Source organism: Clostridium moutaii (assembly GCF_041205085.1).
Lineage (GTDB): Bacteria > Bacillota > Clostridia > Clostridiales > Clostridiaceae > Clostridium_B > Clostridium_B moutaii.
On record NZ_JBGEWD010000007.1, the window covers coordinates 12,219 to 29,727 of the forward strand.

Genomic DNA, 17,509 nt, shown 5'->3' on the forward strand with positions numbered 1-17,509 from the left:
TATGTGAAATTAAATTCAATACACCTAATTTGAAATTTTATTTAATGTTTTTAACCCATACAACTTAATATTTTTTAATTCTAGCTTTTTTGAAATTTTTTCTCCAAAATGAAATCTTTCTTCATCTTCGTATATTATACCCAGCACATTTCCACTGTGAGCTCCCATTATTCCAAGTCCTGAAGTTCTATTTTTTATATCCATTACTGTATTTAAAAAATCATAATAAAGTCTTTTTTGATTTTTTATTATGCTCTCTGTGGATACATATGCAAGCTTTTCTAAATTTCTTTCTTTTATTGCCTCTTTAAGTACAGGTATTAAACTCTTAACATCACTTAACTCCGGTAAATTCCTGTGGTTAAATTCCACAGTGTCAATGATTTTATTTCCTTCAAAAGCAAGTATATTATAAGATAGATAATCCCCTAAAGTATACTTATACTTTCCATTTTTATAATCAAACAAGGTCATTTTTTTAAATATTATGCTATCCGTGGGCTCTATATTTACACAATTTTTTATAAGCTCTGACTCATTAAATTCTCTATTAAACATATTTATAAGAGAATAATACACCCCGCATAAATCTGCTGTACTACTGGCAAGTCCCTTTCCCTGTGGAATTTTGGAATTTATTTCTATGTCTATATTTTTATAATACCTTTCATATCCCCAAGACTTAAGAATATTTAATAAAAAATCCGATGATTTTTTTAGATTCACTCTTCTCAAAGGATTATCACACTCTATAAGTTTAACTTCACTATAAATATTTACAGGACAAGACAATAAAATATCTTTATTTTCTATTTTTCCCTGAAGTATTTCGCCAAAACTTCCAGGATAAGTTGCTGTAACCTCCATAAGATACATCCTTTACAAATTCTTTACCCAATGGCTACCATTTCTAACATTCCCGGCTTTTTCAAAGTGGGAATGATAAGCAATGTTACGCCTCTGAATAAGTTCTTCTAAGATTCAAAGGGTAAGAGCATTTCTTATAGATAAACTCCGCCTGAATCCCAGAATCAATTTATCGTCCTTATATATTTCACCATTTCATTTACATTGTGAAAAACATGCTGGTAATTTATTTTCTTTCTTTCTATTATAAAAGCATATATTCCACAATCTAAACAAGCCCTTATTTTTTCAAAAGTACCACCTTCTATACCACTATCCTTAAGCAGCATGGCCTGTGCTTTATATTCTTTTATAAAACCACAATTTAATTCGTAGCCCACAGGTCCCTTTAATGCAATTATATCACCTAATTCTATATTCCTATCATAAAGTTCTTTTAAAACCTTCAAAGTAGGCAGGACTCTGTAAACTATTCTATTCTCAAGCTTTAATGCCAGTATCTTATCCACACTTTTGCTTCCCGTAGTATTTAATATAGTACCTTTTATATCTTTAAGCTTTAATTTAAGTTCATTATAATCCTCTACTTCTATAACCTTAAATTCATCTTTAAATTCTTCTATACAGGATGGTCTTTCATATCTTATATATTCTATATTTAATTTATTACAAGCCTTAATTGCATTTCTAGTAACTTCCACTGCATAGGGATGAGATGCATCTACCAATACTTTTATATTTCTTTTTTTAAGTTCATCCACAAGTTTTTCAAAATCAAGGGGCTTGCTGTTCATGTAGTTATATTTATAATTTCTAAGAAGTGAAGCTCCATATTCAGTTGCAGTAGATATAAATATATCTTCTGTAAACTCATTTAGCAGTGAAAGTATTTTTTTCCCTTCAGAAGTTCCAAGAATTAATCCTATCATATTAAAAATCTCCTTAATAAATCACTTAAACCTTAACCTTTTCATTCATAAATAAATTGCCTTTTATACAATCCTTAACATGTTGTACATATATTTTTTGAAAAGCCTTATTCTCTCCCAATCCATGAATATATGTACTAACTTGAAATCCTTTATTTTTAAGTATTTCTTTCCATGAACTGCTGTCTTCTCCTGCCATATCATTTAATGCATGATCACCTGCTACCAGCATAAAAGGCATTAGAGTAATATTTCTTATTTTGTTTTCCTTTAATTTAGGTATTATATTTTCAATTACCGGATACCCTTCTACTGTACCTACAAAAATTTTTTTCATTCCCATATCATCCAATATATATTGAAACATAACATAAGAAGCATTACAAGGATGAGAAGATCCATGCCCCATTAGTACCACGGCCTCGCCCTCTCTCAAATCAGGAATCTGGCTTTTTAAAGCTTCAGCTGCTATTGTATAGTCATCTTTTCTATATAACACAGGTTTCCCCACTATTAATCTATCAAAAAAAGCTTCATACTTCTTTACATCACATATTATTTTGTCATATTCATCTCCTGGCATTATATGAAGGGGCTGCACATATACTTCTGAAAATCCTTCATATTTCATTTTATCCAGTGCCTCCGACACTGTATCTATATTAAGTTTCATCTCTCTCTTTAATTTTCTGATTATTACACCTGAAGTAAAAGCTCGCCTCACTTCATATCCTTTAAATTCTTTCCCAATTTCCTGCTCTGTAGCCTGAATACAATTTTTAAGTGCTTTCAATACACTAGTGCCAAAACTAACTACCAGAATACCTTTTTTTAAAATGCTCAACTTATACCACCCTCCAGCTAATAATCACTTGATTCAGTCAATTTATATCCTCTTGGAGTTATAAATTTGCCTTCTTTTAAATAGCTGTTACTGTTGCCAACTATTACTATAGACATCATATCCACCTTGTTATCATCAAAAGAATCAATGGTAAAAATCTCAGTTCTCTGTCCCTCTCTCAAAGCATTTCTAACCACAGCTACTGGAGTGGATCCATCTCTATATTCCCTTATGATATTCATGCATTCTTTTAAATAATAAGGTCTTCCATGGCTTTTAGGATTGTAAAAAGATATTACAAAATCTCCTGAAGCTGCAAGTTTTACCCTCTTTTTTATAAGTTCATAAGGTGTCATAAGATCACTTAAACTTATATTGCAATTGTCATGCATAAGCGGTGCTCCAACTACAGAACCAGCAGCAGAAGAAGCTGTCACTCCTGGAATGATCTCAACATCTTCATCTTTTCTCAACTCTAAAATAAGTCCTGCCATTCCATATATTCCGGAATCTCCCGTACTAACTATGGAAACTACATTATCTCTGGAAAGCTGAAGAGCCTGTTTACATCTTTCTAGTTCTCCCCTCATGCCTGTGGAAAATACCTTTTTATTTTCAATAAAACTATCTATCATATCTATATACTTAGTATATCCTATAATTATCTCACTATTTTTTATTGCATTTACAGCCCTGACGGTCATATTTTCAACACTGCCGGGACCAATTCCCACTACATAAAGCTTGCCCAAATTTAACACATCCTTTTGTAAATTCATCTTTTCAGTTATTTTTCATTCAATTTTCCAATACACAGTGTCATACCATCTGCTTTTATTTTATCCGTAATCAAAGCTGCTCCTGTAAGTTTCACGCAGGGCTGACACACTGCCCTCACTCCCACGGATTTTTCTACAAAATCACTGCCTTTATAATTATCCTGTACATTCTTTATTTGTTCTATAGAAAATATTTTCAAGCTGCACTTAAAATACTTTACCAGTTCAATTATGGCTTTTTCTTCAGATTTAATTTCTACAGTAGCTATGTATTTTACAGATCTTTCATCTATATTATAGTTTCCAAGAAGTTTCTTTATTTTATCTATCATATCCGAGGGTTTAAAATTTTTTCTGCATCCGATCCCCAGTACAATATCCTTTCTTATGAGTTTTAAAATTCTCACATTATCTACATTTAATTTATTTTTACTTGTCACATATACAATTCCCTGGACATTTTCCAAATCACAACTGTACCCCTTAGGAGTATCTATTAAATTATCTTCATCTATAAATCCAACTTTTTTGCCATCAACCAAAAGTGCTGCCATATACTTTGCATCCTCTAAACTGTCTATAACAAGTTCCTTTTCCCTGGCTAAAACATCCGGTGCCTTTATTCCCATATTATCAGTGGCAGTTGTAATAACAGGAGTAGCTTTTAAAAGCTCCGCTGCCTTTATTGCAAGTTCATTTGCTCCTCCCAAATGACCACTTAAAAGACTTATGACAAATTTGCAGGAGCTATCTATTACAATCACTGCCGGATCCTTATCCTTGGTTTTTATAAATGGTGCTATGGCCCTTACAGCTATACCTGTAGAACTTATAAATGCAATTCCCCTGTATTTTGACATGACCATTTCAGCGGTGTGTTTTAAATTGAACATACAATTGTTTTTTTTGGAATAAAGATCTATGGAAAAATAATGTCCAAGTCTTTCTGCTATTTTATCTCCAGCACTTGTAACACTAATTACTGCTATTTTCATCTTTTCCCTTCCTGTACATATGTGTAAAGTTCTCATCATATAACAAACTCTTATTATATTTGCAGTGGATAAAATCCCCTACCAGTATTTGTGCTGTTTTTGTTATATTCTCGCTCTTTACTTTTTCTACAATATCATCTAATGTACCCACAACACACTTTTCATCCTGCCAGGTAGCTTTCTGGATAACAGCTACAGGAACATTTCTTCCATATCCCTTTCTCAATCTTTCCACCACTTTATCTATCATGCTCACAGATAAGAATAGTGCCATTGACGCTCCTATGGATGCAAGTTTTTCCAAACTTTCATTTTCAGGTACCGGTGTTCTGCCTTCTATCCTTGTAAGTATTATGGTCTGACTTACATTTGGAAGGGTGAATTCACTTTTTATTGCAGCTGCGGCAGCTGTAAAAGAACTTACTCCAGGTATTACTTCATAAGGTATATTAAGTTTATCCAATTCATCCATTTGTTCTTTTATAGCCCCATATATGGTAGGATCTCCCGTATGTAATCTAACTACCTTTTTATCTTTGCTATAATATTTATTTATAACTTCAATAACTTCTTTTAATGTCATGGAGGCCGAATTATAAACTTTTACTCCATCTTTACAGCAATTCATATGTTCTCTGCTTACAAGAGAACCTGCATATATTACTACATCTGCACTGGACAATATATTTCTTCCCTTTACCGTTATCAAATCTACATCCCCAGGACCTGCTCCTATAAAGTAAACTTTATTAGTCATATTTATCCCTCCATTAATTTCTTTGTGCCATTATAATTGACATATAATCCTTATTTTTCAGTATATCCTCCCTATTTCTCAAAACCTGCTGTCCTTCTCTATATGCCCTCTTTACAAATACATATTTAAAGCCCTTTTCTTCTAATTTATCTAAAACCTTCTCTTCATTTTTATATACTTTCATTATGACTACAAACTTTTCATCTTCTATTTTATCCACTTGAGTAGCAGGAAGAATTAGTACCCTCTCATCCCCTATGACAATATTTTCACCTGCCAGACTGGCAGCTGCACAAAAAGATGTTATTCCCGGTATGGTTTCCGTAGCATAACCCTTATCTTTAATATGAGTGAGAAGATATATATACGTACTGTATATAAATGGATCTCCTATGGTCAAAAATGCTACATTTTTGCCTTCTTTCAATTTTTTTTCTACAATTTCAAAAGCCTCAAATATCTTTTTATCCTGATCTTTTCCTCCCATTGGAAAATGTTTTACTATAACTTCCTTATGCTGATCTATAAAATTTTTAGCCGTGTTAAGTGCTATGCTGTTTTGTCCTTCTCTAGCACAAGGAGCTACTATTACATCACAATTTTTTATGGTCTTTACAGCCTTTAATGTAAGCAGCTCTTCATCTCCAGGTCCAACTCCTATTCCATAAAGAGTGCCCATAGGTATATTTATATTTTTCATCTACCCCTCTCGTCCTTTCCATGTATAATTTTATTATGGCTTAATTGCAGTAACTATAAATATACTGTTATTGGAAGTCATCATGTAGCTGTTTTTCCTTGTCTTGTTTATGGACACCTGCATACACTCCACTTCATAATTCATATCCTTTAAAGTATTTAAAGTTTTATACAGATTATTTAGAGTTATAAAATTCAATACCATATTTCCATGACTTTTCAATTTTAAACTATATGCTCTTATTATGTCCTCTATATTTCCACCACTTCCACCTACAAATACAGCATCAAAACAGAAATTTATATTATTCTCAACCTCCAGGGCCTCTCCTTTTACAACAGTCAAATTGTCAATATTGAACTTCTTTCTGTTCTGTTCAATAATCTGAAGTGCCTCTTCATCTTTTTCAACGGCAATAATCTGACCTTCAGTGCATATTTTAGCCAGCTGTATACTTACTGAACCTGTACCAGCTCCTATATCCAATACCCTGGAATTATCTTTAACTCCTAGCTTTGAAATACTTAGTACTCTAACTTCTTCTTTTGTCATTGGACAATTTCCTCTTATAAATTCATCATCCTTTATATATATCATAAAATTTCTCCCTTTTTTTCTATCACAACTACAGAAAGCCCACCAAATTTTTTAGTTTTTATTTCATTTACACTTCCTACAGTAATTTTTTCATCATCATAGGAAAGATTTTCTCCTACATACACTTTTCCCTCTATAGATTTATCTTCCAGAATGCTGCACATATAATCCGGAGAATGTACATTATCCGTAAACCATATGGACACCTGATTTTCTTTTACTATATTGCAAAAATCATCCTGACGGCCATGAAGACTTCCCAAAAAAGCTCCCTGCCAGCTTAATTTTATTTTTGCCATCATATATTGGAAAGAACTGATACCTGGGATAACTTCTATATTTCCCCGGTAATTTTTCTTTAAATATTCAGTTATACCATAATAAAGTGGATCCCCAGAGGCCACTATTGATATACTTTTATATTTGTTCAGCTCTATAATATCTATTATTTCTTTTAGCTTTTTTACTTTTATTTTATTTACATTTATAAAATTAAGGCTGTCCACAGCTCTTTGAAATCCAACAACCACATCAGATTGATTTATTACAGCTACAGCTTTGGGAAGTATATATTCCATACTTCCAGGTCCTATACCCACTATAAAAACTTTTGTATCCATTTTATTTCCACCTACTATTAAATCTATTTAATACTATTATAAAGTACCCCTTCTTTCATGGAATACATTATAACCTCTGCTTTAATAGAACCATAAGTATATTGTTCTATTCTGTTTTTTATTTTCAATCCTATATTTTTATATAGTTCTTCATATCCCTTTCCCAGAAATTCTACAGCTCCTTCTGTAGTTTTCTGCTCATATACATTCTTTACAAGTTCTCCGGGTTTTCCCATAAGAGCCAGTTCCAGAGCTAATGTTTCAAGTCTCACATCACACACTCTGCTGTGAGTGTTAAAACATCCTGAGGCAATCTTGCTCAGCTTTCCTATATGGCCTACTACAAGCACTTTTTTTATCTTTTTATCCATACAGCAATTTAATGCAAATCCCACATAGTTAGACATTATGACCATCTTATTTTTATCCAGTTTTAAATCCAATGCCATATTTTCGCCCATACTGCCAAAAAGAAGAATTAGATCCTTGCAGCCCTGCGCTACTTTCTGATTTATTTCCAGCTTCACAGACTGCATTAAAGCTTCTTCAGACATGGGCATCACAATTCCCGTAGTTCCCAGTATGGAAATTCCTCCAACTATATTTAATCTTGGATTAAAAGTTTTTTTTGCTATTTTCTCTCCTTCAGGGACAAATATAGTCACCTCTATACCACTGCCTTTTGGCAGTACTTCTTTTACCTCTTTTTCAATCATCTTTCTGGGAACTGGATTTATGGCATGTTCTCCTTTTTTTACATATAGTCCTTCTCCCTGGACTATTCCAATTCCCCTGCCACCTTTAAGCACATAACCATAGGAGATTTTTTTTGCTTTTGCCCATATTTCTATGCCATTAGTTATATCAATATCGTCTCCCCCATCTTTCAAGACACAACACTCTACATAATCCTTCTCCTGTTTTATCTTATGTACAGGTATTAAGAGTTCAATTCCCCTTGGGGTATCTATCCTAACTTCTTTTAAACTTTTCCCAAAATATAGAATGGTTGCAGCGGCCTTTGCCGCTGCTGCTGCACAAGAGCCTGTGGTATATCCACATCTCAATTTCTTTCCATCACAATTTACATACATATCCAGCAAAATATATCACCTCAAAAAGATTATCTGGTTATCATATACATAAGTGAATTTACTATTGCTGCTGCTATATTGCTTCCGCCTTTTCTTCCCCTTATGGTTATCATGGGTAAATTCAATTTTTCTATCTCTTTTTTTGATTCTTCAGCTCCCACAAAACCTACGGGAGCTCCCACTATAAATTTAGGTTTTGCTTTTCCCTGCAATACAAGTTCTTTTAATTTAAAAAGAGCTGTAGGAGCATTTCCAAATACAAAAAACTCCACCCCTTCTTCTACTGCTTTTTCAACTGCCGCCATAGAACGGGTTATTCCTTTATCCTTAGCTATCTTTGCTATTTCCTCCCTATTTACAAAACACTCTATTTTACAATTCAGTTTGCTTAATACCTTCTTATTTATACCAGCCGCAGCCATATTGGTATCCGTATATATGGTTGTCCCTTTTTTCAAGAGTTTAAGTGCACTATCTATGGCTCCCTCTCTTATATACACAATTTCCTTATATTGAAGATCCCCTGTAGTATGTATTACTCTCTTTACTACAGAAAGTTCTCTTTCTGAAAAATCATATTTTCCCATTTCCTCTTCTATTATCTCGAAACTTCTCTTTTCTATATCCATAGGTGACTTTATATAATCCATAATGACTCCTTCTCCATTTCTATATATGAAGTTAAATTATTGATCTTCTCTAATATCTACAAGAACCGAACCATCTACATCGGCATCAGCAAAACTTGCCATATTATCCATTACATAAAGAGCCGATTCTATTATTCCAAATGCCATGGGGCACCCTGAGCCTTCTCCCAGCCTCATGCCCAAATTCAACATAGGTGTCAGTCCCAGTTCCTCCATTATATATTTTGTAGCCGGTTCAGCTGAAAGATGAGAGGCAAATAAATAATCACCTACCTTCTTATTCAATCTGAAAGCACAAAGGGCAGCTACTGAAGATATAAATCCGTCAATTACAATAGGAACATTGTTTTTGGCAGCTCCTAAAAAGCAGCCGCATATTCCAGCTATATCAAACCCTCCAACTTTTGCCATGGTATCAATTGCATCCTCAGGATCCGGTCTATTTATGTCAATAGCTGCTTGTACTGCTTTCTTTTTGAAATCAAACTGACTGTCCGTAACTCCTGATCCCTTTCCAACTGCTATGTCAACAGGCAAATTTTTAAGCACACTTAAAACTGCCGAACTGGTGGCTGTATTGCATACTCCCATTTCTCCAGTACCAAACATGTCATATCCCTTTTTCACCAAATCATCTACCACTTGGATACCAGCTTCCACTGCTTTTATACATTCTTCTCTTGTCATAGCAGGCTCCTTGGTCATATCTTTAGTACCATAAGCTACTTTTTTATCTATAATTCCCGGATCTTTAAAATCATAATCCACACCAATATCCACTACGGTCCTATCTGATTTAAAAAAATCCCCAAGTACACAAACTCCTGTTATACCTCTTACAAAATTTTTAGTAATAGTTACAGTAAGATCTTTAGGGCAGCTGCTGAGCTTTTCATTCCATATTCCATTATCCGAGCACATTATAACTATATCTTTTTTATTTATTTTATTATGAGTTTTTCCCGTTATTCCAGCCATCTTAGCTATTATTTTCTCTAATTGCCCAAGGCTTCCTATAGGTTTTGCAAGATTGTCTATATCTATCCACGCCTTTTTTACAGCCTCCTTATCACTTCCTCTTATACTATCTAAAGTTTCTTTTAATAACCCCATTGATATTCCTCCAATTTTTTAACTTTTAGCTTTTTTTAAAATTTCTTTAATCATATTCAGATTTCCAAAAAAATGGACATGAGCATAGGCCCCTAGCGTATTTTCATTTATATAACCACAGTTCCATTCTTTTATTTTTCCATTATAAGTATCCTTAGTTAATGTGAAAATTTTCTTTTCATTAGAGCTAATATAAGATTTATGAAATTCATGACAATTTATTTTTAATCCTAGCGGCAAAATATTATTTTCTTCAGTTACTTCAATTTGAGCATATCCAAAATGCTGCAATTTGGAAGTCATAAATGATTTTCCCTTAAAAAATCCTACTGTATGAAAAATATGATTTTCATTCACATCTTCAATACCTTCCATTAAATACATGAGACCTCCGCATTCCGCGTAACATGTAAGACCTGATTTTAATTTTTTATTTATACTTTCAAGCATGGATTTATTATTGCTCAACTCTTTTATAAAAACCTCCGGATATCCTCCTCCTATATATAAAAAATCTATATTGGGCGGAAGGCATTTATCCTCAAGTGGACTAAAAAATACAGTTTCTCCACATTCTTCAAGAAGTTCTATGTTTTCTTTATAATAAAAGCTGAAAGCTTTATCATAAGCTACTGCCGTTCTTATTTTTCTATTTTCAACATGATATCCATCTTGAAAATCAAAACTTTCCCTAAAGAATTTCAATAACATTTCCACATTTATATTTTTCAAAATAAGTTCACTGCATAATTCTATCTTTTCATTTAAATCTTCTACTTCACTACTTTGTACCAATCCCAAATGTCTGCTTTTAAGAGACAGCCTTTCGTCAGTTGGTACATATCCAAAAACTTTTATATTGCAGTTTTTTTCTACAGCGGCTTTTAAAAGTTTATAATAACCTTCACTTATATTGTTAAAAATGATCCCGCATATATCTATATTTTCAAAATTTACCATTCCATTTATTTCAGCACAAAGGGTTGTACTTTGAGATTTCGGACTTATAACCAAAACCACAGGCAAATTTAATACTCTGGCTACATGTGCCGTAGAATATTCACTATCTATTCCCTTTCCATCATAAAGTCCCATAACTCCCTCAATTACACCTAAATCTCCCTGACCTCTGCTGAAAGACGCCTTTACTCCACTTTCTCCCATAAGATAGAGATCAAGATTTCTAGAAGCTATTCCCGTTATACTTTTATGAAATGCAGGATCTATGTAATCAGGTCCCACTTTATATCCTTGAACCTTATATCCGCTTTTTATAAGAGCTTTCATAATACCAAGAGTTACTGTAGTTTTTCCACCACCGCTGCTGTCTGAAGATATAATAATACTTTTCAAAATAACCTCTACCTTTCGCATCTCAATTCTATCTCAATTTACAAATTCTAATTATTCTCTTCCTTTATCCACCTGCATATATCCATGGCATAATAAGTAATTATCATACCTGCCCCTGCTCTTTTTATACAAGTGAGCATTTCCTTTACTATAGCTTTTTCATCTATAAGCCCGGCTTTGGATGCCGCCTTAACCATGGCAAATTCCCCACTTACATTATAAGCTGCTACAGGTAAGTCAAATCTGTCTCTGGCCCATCTAATTACATCTAAATATGGCAGGGCAGGTTTCACCATTATTACATCTGCTCCTTCTTTTATATCATCTTCTATTTCCAGCATGGCCTCTCTTATATTAGCTGGATCCATCTGATAGCCCTTTCTGTTTCCAAACTTGGGAGATGAATCAGCAGCTTCTCTAAAAGGGCCATAAAATGCAGAGCAATATTTAGCACTATAGGCCATTATGGACACATTTTTAAATCCATTTTTATCCAATGAATTTCTAATGGCTTCAACTCTTCCATCCATCATATCCGAAGGTGCCACCATATCTGCACCGGCTCTGGCATGGGACAAAGCTATTTTTGCAATATATTTAATGGTTTCATCATTGTCAACTTCATGATCGTGCAATATGCCGCAGTGACCATGACTGGTGTATTCACACATACATACATCAGTAATTATAAAAAGCTCCGGATTTAATTCTTTTAATTTTCTAATGGCTTTTTGAATTATTCCATTTTCTTCAAAAGCTGAAGTTCCCACTTCATCTTTATACCCTGGGATTCCAAATAAAATAACAGCTTTAACTCCTGCCTCTTTCAGTTCTTCCACAATTTCATGGAGCCTGTCCACAGAATAATGGTAATTATTTTCAAGAGAAGGTATCTCCTTTTTAATATTTTCTCCCTCCACCACAAACAGTGGATAGATAAAGTCCTGCTTGTTAAGCACTGTCTCTCTAACCATATCTCTTACAACTTGATTTTTTCTCAATCTTCTATGTCTTGTAAACATTTCTATTACTACCTTTCATTTAAATATTTTAATAATAAATAGGTCTATTGCTACAACTCACTCCCATTGAGTATAGTATTTATAACTCCCTCTGTGGTATACTCATGGGACATATCATAGACTATATTATGACTTTCCAGCTCTTTTCCCGTTATAGGTCCTATAGCCACTACATTTTTTTCTTTTATAGCTGTAATTCCCACAAGCTGTATCATGTTATTAACTGTAGTTGGGCTTGTAAAAACAACTGTATCTACATTATCAAAGCAATCTTTATCTGGCAATTTCCCGCTTATTGTCTCATATGTATAACATTCATCCACAATACATCCTTCTAGACGCAAAGTTTCCGCCAGATAAGGTCTGGAATTTTTAGATCTGGGAATAAAAATCTTATCTCCCTTTTTTATAAAATCTTTCATTTTATCATGGAGACTTTCAGCTACAAATTTTTCTGCTACCATTTCCGGTATAATTCCTCTTTGCCTTATAGCCTTTTCTGTGGCAGGACCTATAGCCGCAAACTTTCCTCTTATTTTTCTAATATCATAATTTTCATTTAAAAGTCTGTCAAAAAAACTATTTACTCCATTTACACTTGTAAACACAATATAATCATAATCATGTAGCTTATTCATGTATGCTTTAATATTTTCTGAAGTATACCTTATTTCAATGGAGTGTATTTCAGTAACTTCTGCACCTAAATCTAAAAGCTTCTGACACATTTCCCTTGACTGGGCTTTGGATCTTGTAATACAAATATTTTTTCCAAAAAGGGGCTTTTTTTCATACCAGTCCAGCTGTTCATTAAAATTAACCACTTCTCCTATGACTATAATACAAGGAGAAACTAATAAAGCCCTATTAGTTTTTTCACTTATGTCATGTAGTTGTCCCACAATTTTTTTTTGCCTTGAGGTAGTTCCCCTCATGACTACTGCACAGGGGGTATTTTTATTCATGCCATTTTTTATTAAATTGCTGCATATTACATCTAAGTTTTTAAAACCCATTAAAAAAATTAGAGTTCCTCCTATTTTAGCAGCCGCATTCCAGTCTATATTTAATTTGTCTGCAGTTTTCCCTGTAAAGACATGAAAACTTTGAGCTATTTTCCTATGTGTTACAGGTATACCTGCATAATTCAAAACGGAAATGGGAGATGTAATTCCAGGAATAACTTCAAATTCAATATGCTCCTTTAAAAGGGCAAGGGCTTCTTCTCCTCCTCTTCCAAATATATATGGATCTCCTCCCTTAATTCTTCCTACAATATGTCCTTCTTTCGCCAGTTTAATTAACATGGCATTTATTTCATCCTGACTTTTATAATGACAACCTGGTTCTTTTCCACAATAATATATTTTACAATTATCATTTAGATATTTTAAAACTCCAGAACCTGATAATCTGTCATACATCACCGCAGTACATTCACCAAGTTTTCTTGCTGCTTTTAAAGTTATAAGTTCCTCATCACCGGGACCCGCACCTATAAGATAAACTTTACCCATATGTAACCTCCTTAAGAATTTACTATATCTTTAGCAAGTTTTTTTCCTAAATTCATGTAATCTTCTCTATTACCTGTTATATCTTTTTTTATCAACCTTGTGCCTACCATAAATACTCCTATAATATTTATAATTTGTCCATCTATTTGGGCATAGGCACCTATGGTAGAATGGCAATCTCCATTCAATGTTCTCATAAAACTTCTTTCAGCCTCCACACAAACCCTTGTATTTTCATCATTCAACTTTATAAAGGAATTTCTATGCAAACTGTTCTTTTTTATTTCAACTCCCAAAGCTCCTTGTCCAATTGCGGGTATCAGTTCTTTTATTGAAAAATAATCCGTTACTGATTTTTCAAGTCCTAACCTTCCAACACCTGCAGCCGCCAGAATTATTCCATGTAAATTTTGTTCCTTCATCTTATTTATCCTGGTTTGTACATTACCTCTTATGGCAACTATCTCCAAATCAGGTCTTAATAATTTCACTTGGGCGGCTCTTCTGTTGCTGCTGGTTCCAATTCTGGCTCCCTCCGGTAATTCTTTAAAATGTATATTATTTGCAGAAATAAAGGCATCCCTTACATCTTCTCTTTCCAAAGTAGCAGCTATTTCAAAATCCTCTGGAACGTCAAACGGTATATCTTTCATGCTGTGCACTGCTGCGTCCGCCTCATCCTGTAAAAGCGCCAGCTCAATTTCCTTTAAAAACAGACCTTTCCCGCCTATTTTATTCAAAGCTATATCAAGTCTTTTATCTCCGGTAGTTTCTATAAGTATTTTTTTACATTTAACACCAAAATTGTTTTTCAGTATACCCATTACTATTTCAGTCTGAATTTGAGCCAGCCTGCTCTTTCTAGTTGCAATTTTAAACTCCAAATATTATCACCATCCTGCAAAAAGCAATTATTATTTTATATAAGATGCTCCTCAATTTTTTTATTATAAAACATTTCCATTATGACAGCAGCTTTTCCCTTTTTATAAAAAAAGTAAAAATCTCTACTACATATGAACTTCATAACTTTTCTTCTATCTTCCACATTACCTATACTGTTTCTAATTCCAGAAGTAAACTCCACAAAATCATCATAGTCCTTCACATATTCTGCTATTTGATCAGCAATAAATACTGAAGTTATAGGAGACACCCCCACACCCCTGGTATTGACTCCCAGAGAAACATTTTTAGTATTTCTCTGACAAGGTGTAATGCAATTGCCCCTTTTAGGCTGTGATGCATCCAAATAAATTTTGCAAAGTTTTCTACAGTGATCCCCTATAGAAAGATTTAATTCTGTATCATCTGTGGCAATTACTATAATATGCTTATCTTCTATGTATCTTTTTTCATATTTTCCTAAGATCATGTGTATATTTAAATAATCTTTTATATTGTCAAATTCATTGATATATTGAGGGGAAAGCACATAAACCTGACATCCTCTTAATGCAAAAGTTCTAGATTTTATATAAGCTGCTTTCCCTCCGCCTATTATAATAACTTTTATCTTTGGCGATAAGAGAGCAAGAAGTGTATTTGATTCATCTTTTAATAGGTTCTTATTCACTTTTACTCTCCTCTCCCTATAGTTTTTTTAATACATTTAATATCTTCCTGTTTTTATCCCTGTCTTTTATCGCCACTCTAATAAATTTATCATCTAATCCCTTAAAATTACTGCACTTTCTTATAAGTATTCCTTTTTTTAAACACAACTCATATAAATCCTGGCAGTTCATATTCTGAATTTCACACAATACAAAATTGCCATATGTATGGTATACTCTTTTTATTATGGGGATTTTGTTCAAATTTTCCAGCATGAATTTTCTTTCATTCTCAATCCATTTTAGAGAACTATCCATATAATGCCTATCCCCCAACACATATTTAGCTGCTGTTTCCGCAAAACAATTTATATTCCAGGGGTTTTGTCTGGCTCTTATCATATCCATTAACTTCTCATCTTTACAAAGTCCATAACCCATTCTTATTCCAGGTAATGCAAAAAACTTTGTAAGAGCTCTGACTATAAAAATACATTTACACTGCTCCATTTCTTCTAAAAAACTGCATCCACTTTTGCCTGTAAATTCCACAAATGCTTCATCTATAATTATGGTTTTGTGGTTTTTGCTGCACCAATTTATGATTTCCCTAAATTTGTCCTTATTTATTACTCCCCCATTGGGATTGTTGGGATTTCCTAAAATCAAAGCCTCTGCACACTTAAGTTTTAATTTGATATCTTCATAATCATAGTCCATATTCTCCGTTAAATTAGAATAGCTTATATTGCAGTTCCATTTTGCAGCATCTTTTTCATATTCTATAAAAGAAGGTACTACAATACATATACTTTTAAAGCAGCTTATGGCCAGATCTATTATTTCTGCAGCTCCATTTCCCAAAACAATATCTCTATCTTCAAGGGTACTTTTTTTGTTATACTCATGATTTCCAAAATAGTCCTTTGAAAAATTTAAATATTGCTTTATATTCCACTTTAATTCCCTGTATTCCATGTCCGGATACTTTTCTACAGCCTTAAGTGATTCCTCTATATTTCTTTTAAAACTATCAGGTACTCCTAAAGGATTTATATTGGAACTGAAATCCAAAAGCTCCCTTCCCTTAAGAAGTCCCTCCGTATATATATCCCCACCATGCTCCATATAAACACGTCCTAATTCTTATTTTTATTATTACATCCAATCCAAACTCAACACAATAAATATTATTCCCCATAAAATTACCATTAGTATTTCAGTAAAATACATGAGATTTATACAATATCTTATGTGTTCAAAATTTAATTCCATCAGTTTATCCCCTATAGTTGGCTTATATACTACCTCTCCAAAATAGATATTGGTGCCACCCAGCTGGATTCCCATGGCACCTGCTGCTGCTGCTTCAGGGTAGGCACAGTTGGGACTCTTATGATTTTTTCTGTCCCTAATCATTATTTTAAAGGCTTTTATTGGGTTGCCCCTTACCATGAAAGATGACATACACATGAGCACTCCTGTAATCCTTGAGGGTATAAAATTAAATATATCATCTACTTTAGCAGGAAAGAATCCTATAAATCTGTACTTTTCATTCATGTAACCCAACATTGAATCCATGGTATTTATACCTTTATAAAGCATTGCAAAGGGTGCTCCAAATACAGCTGCATATATTAGAGGAGCTATAACTCCATCAGAGGTATTTTCCGCCACTGTCTCCACATCTGCCCTTACTATCTCTTCACTTTTTAAATTAGAAGTATCCCTGCCCACTATATAAGAGAGCTTTAACCTGGCATCTTCAATATCTTCTTTTTTTAAAGCATAATATACCTTTTTAGCTTCTACAGCCAGACATTTAGCGGAAATAGTTGTCCAAATAATAAATATATTTATTATTTGATATAAAATCACATGTTTTCTTAGAAATACAAGTGCTGTAAAGGGTATGAAAAAACTTACTGCTCCTACTATTACAACTATTAAACCTCCAAAAGCTTTCAAAGTATTGTCTTTTTTACAAAGTTTTCTGCCTTTCTTCTCCAAATAAGATATAAGTTTTCCTATATATATAACAGGGTGGGAAAACCAATGCGGATCCCCAATTATCCAATCTATTATAACTGCTGCAAAAAGGTCCATGATATTC

The 17,509-nt window shown here is 33.3% G+C and carries 19 protein-coding genes; all 19 read right to left on the bottom strand.

Going from position 1 to position 17,509, the window contains the following annotated elements; all coding sequences use genetic code 11:
* Positions 1-24 precede the first annotated feature (24 nt).
* A complete protein-coding gene (locus tag AB8U03_RS08560) occupies positions 25-867 on the bottom strand; it encodes a GHMP family kinase ATP-binding protein (protein WP_369704136.1) in 843 nt (280 codons plus the stop codon).
* Positions 868-1,031: 164 nt separating this feature from the next.
* Complete coding sequence (locus AB8U03_RS08565) at positions 1,032-1,796, bottom strand: cobalt-precorrin-6A reductase (RefSeq protein ID WP_369704137.1); 765 nt, start codon at positions 1,794-1,796, stop codon at positions 1,032-1,034.
* Positions 1,797-1,821: 25 nt separating this feature from the next.
* Complete coding sequence (locus tag AB8U03_RS08570; RefSeq protein WP_369704296.1) at positions 1,822-2,634, bottom strand: sirohydrochlorin cobaltochelatase; 813 nt, start codon at positions 2,632-2,634, stop codon at positions 1,822-1,824.
* A 23-nt stretch (positions 2,635-2,657) separates the two neighbouring features.
* Positions 2,658-3,392, bottom strand: coding sequence for a precorrin-3B C(17)-methyltransferase (gene cobJ, locus AB8U03_RS08575; RefSeq protein ID WP_369704297.1), 735 nt, complete (start codon positions 3,390-3,392; stop codon positions 2,658-2,660).
* A 35-nt stretch (positions 3,393-3,427) separates the two neighbouring features.
* Entirely contained in the window at positions 3,428-4,414 is a 987-nt protein-coding gene (gene cbiG, locus AB8U03_RS08580; RefSeq protein ID WP_369704138.1) for a cobalt-precorrin 5A hydrolase, read from the bottom strand.
* Positions 4,395-5,171 carry a precorrin-4 C(11)-methyltransferase gene (cobM, locus tag AB8U03_RS08585; RefSeq protein ID WP_369704139.1) on the bottom strand — a complete coding sequence of 259 codons (777 nt, stop codon included), beginning with the start codon at positions 5,169-5,171 and terminating at the stop codon, positions 4,395-4,397. Before cobM ends, cbiG begins: the two co-directional genes overlap by 20 nt.
* A gap of 13 nt (positions 5,172-5,184) precedes the next feature.
* Positions 5,185-5,850, bottom strand: a complete 666-nt coding sequence (locus AB8U03_RS08590) for a cobalt-factor II C(20)-methyltransferase (protein ID WP_369704298.1) — start codon at positions 5,848-5,850, stop codon at positions 5,185-5,187.
* 54 nt (positions 5,851-5,904) lie between these two features.
* Complete coding sequence (gene cbiT / locus AB8U03_RS08595; protein ID WP_369704140.1) at positions 5,905-6,468, bottom strand: precorrin-6Y C5,15-methyltransferase (decarboxylating) subunit CbiT; 564 nt, start codon at positions 6,466-6,468, stop codon at positions 5,905-5,907.
* Entirely contained in the window at positions 6,465-7,088 is a 624-nt protein-coding gene (gene cbiE / locus AB8U03_RS08600; protein ID WP_369704141.1) for a precorrin-6y C5,15-methyltransferase (decarboxylating) subunit CbiE, read from the bottom strand. The genes cbiT and cbiE overlap by 4 nt, the downstream gene beginning before the upstream one ends.
* A 23-nt stretch (positions 7,089-7,111) precedes the next feature.
* Positions 7,112-8,191 carry a cobalt-precorrin-5B (C(1))-methyltransferase CbiD gene (cbiD, locus tag AB8U03_RS08605; protein ID WP_369704142.1) on the bottom strand — a complete coding sequence of 360 codons (1,080 nt, stop codon included), beginning with the start codon at positions 8,189-8,191 and terminating at the stop codon, positions 7,112-7,114.
* A gap of 20 nt (positions 8,192-8,211) precedes the next feature.
* Complete coding sequence (locus AB8U03_RS08610) at positions 8,212-8,835, bottom strand: precorrin-8X methylmutase (protein WP_369704299.1); 624 nt, start codon at positions 8,833-8,835, stop codon at positions 8,212-8,214.
* A 33-nt stretch (positions 8,836-8,868) separates the two neighbouring features.
* Positions 8,869-9,945, bottom strand: coding sequence for a nicotinate-nucleotide--dimethylbenzimidazole phosphoribosyltransferase (gene cobT, locus AB8U03_RS08615; protein ID WP_369704143.1), 1,077 nt, complete (start codon positions 9,943-9,945; stop codon positions 8,869-8,871).
* A gap of 18 nt (positions 9,946-9,963) precedes the next feature.
* A complete protein-coding gene (locus tag AB8U03_RS08620) occupies positions 9,964-11,298 on the bottom strand; it encodes a cobyrinate a,c-diamide synthase (protein WP_369704144.1) in 1,335 nt (444 codons plus the stop codon).
* Between the two features lie 47 nt (positions 11,299-11,345).
* On the bottom strand, positions 11,346-12,320 hold the full coding sequence (hemB, locus tag AB8U03_RS08625) for a porphobilinogen synthase (RefSeq protein WP_369704145.1): 975 nt from the start codon (positions 12,318-12,320) through the stop codon (positions 11,346-11,348).
* Positions 12,321-12,370: 50 nt separating this feature from the next.
* Positions 12,371-13,837 (bottom strand): uroporphyrinogen-III C-methyltransferase, encoded by a 1,467-nt coding sequence (gene cobA, locus AB8U03_RS08630; protein ID WP_369704146.1) that lies wholly within the window; start codon positions 13,835-13,837, stop codon positions 12,371-12,373.
* Between the two features lie 11 nt (positions 13,838-13,848).
* A complete protein-coding gene (hemC, locus tag AB8U03_RS08635) occupies positions 13,849-14,721 on the bottom strand; it encodes a hydroxymethylbilane synthase (protein WP_369704147.1) in 873 nt (290 codons plus the stop codon).
* A 35-nt stretch (positions 14,722-14,756) separates the two neighbouring features.
* A complete protein-coding gene (locus tag AB8U03_RS08640) occupies positions 14,757-15,413 on the bottom strand; it encodes an NAD(P)-dependent oxidoreductase (protein WP_369704148.1) in 657 nt (218 codons plus the stop codon).
* A gap of 16 nt (positions 15,414-15,429) precedes the next feature.
* Complete coding sequence (locus tag AB8U03_RS08645) at positions 15,430-16,521, bottom strand: pyridoxal phosphate-dependent aminotransferase (protein ID WP_369704149.1); 1,092 nt, start codon at positions 16,519-16,521, stop codon at positions 15,430-15,432.
* 30 nt (positions 16,522-16,551) lie between these two features.
* Positions 16,552-17,505 (bottom strand): adenosylcobinamide-phosphate synthase CbiB, encoded by a 954-nt coding sequence (cbiB, locus tag AB8U03_RS08650; RefSeq protein WP_369704300.1) that lies wholly within the window; start codon positions 17,503-17,505, stop codon positions 16,552-16,554.
* Positions 17,506-17,509 lie beyond the last annotated feature (4 nt).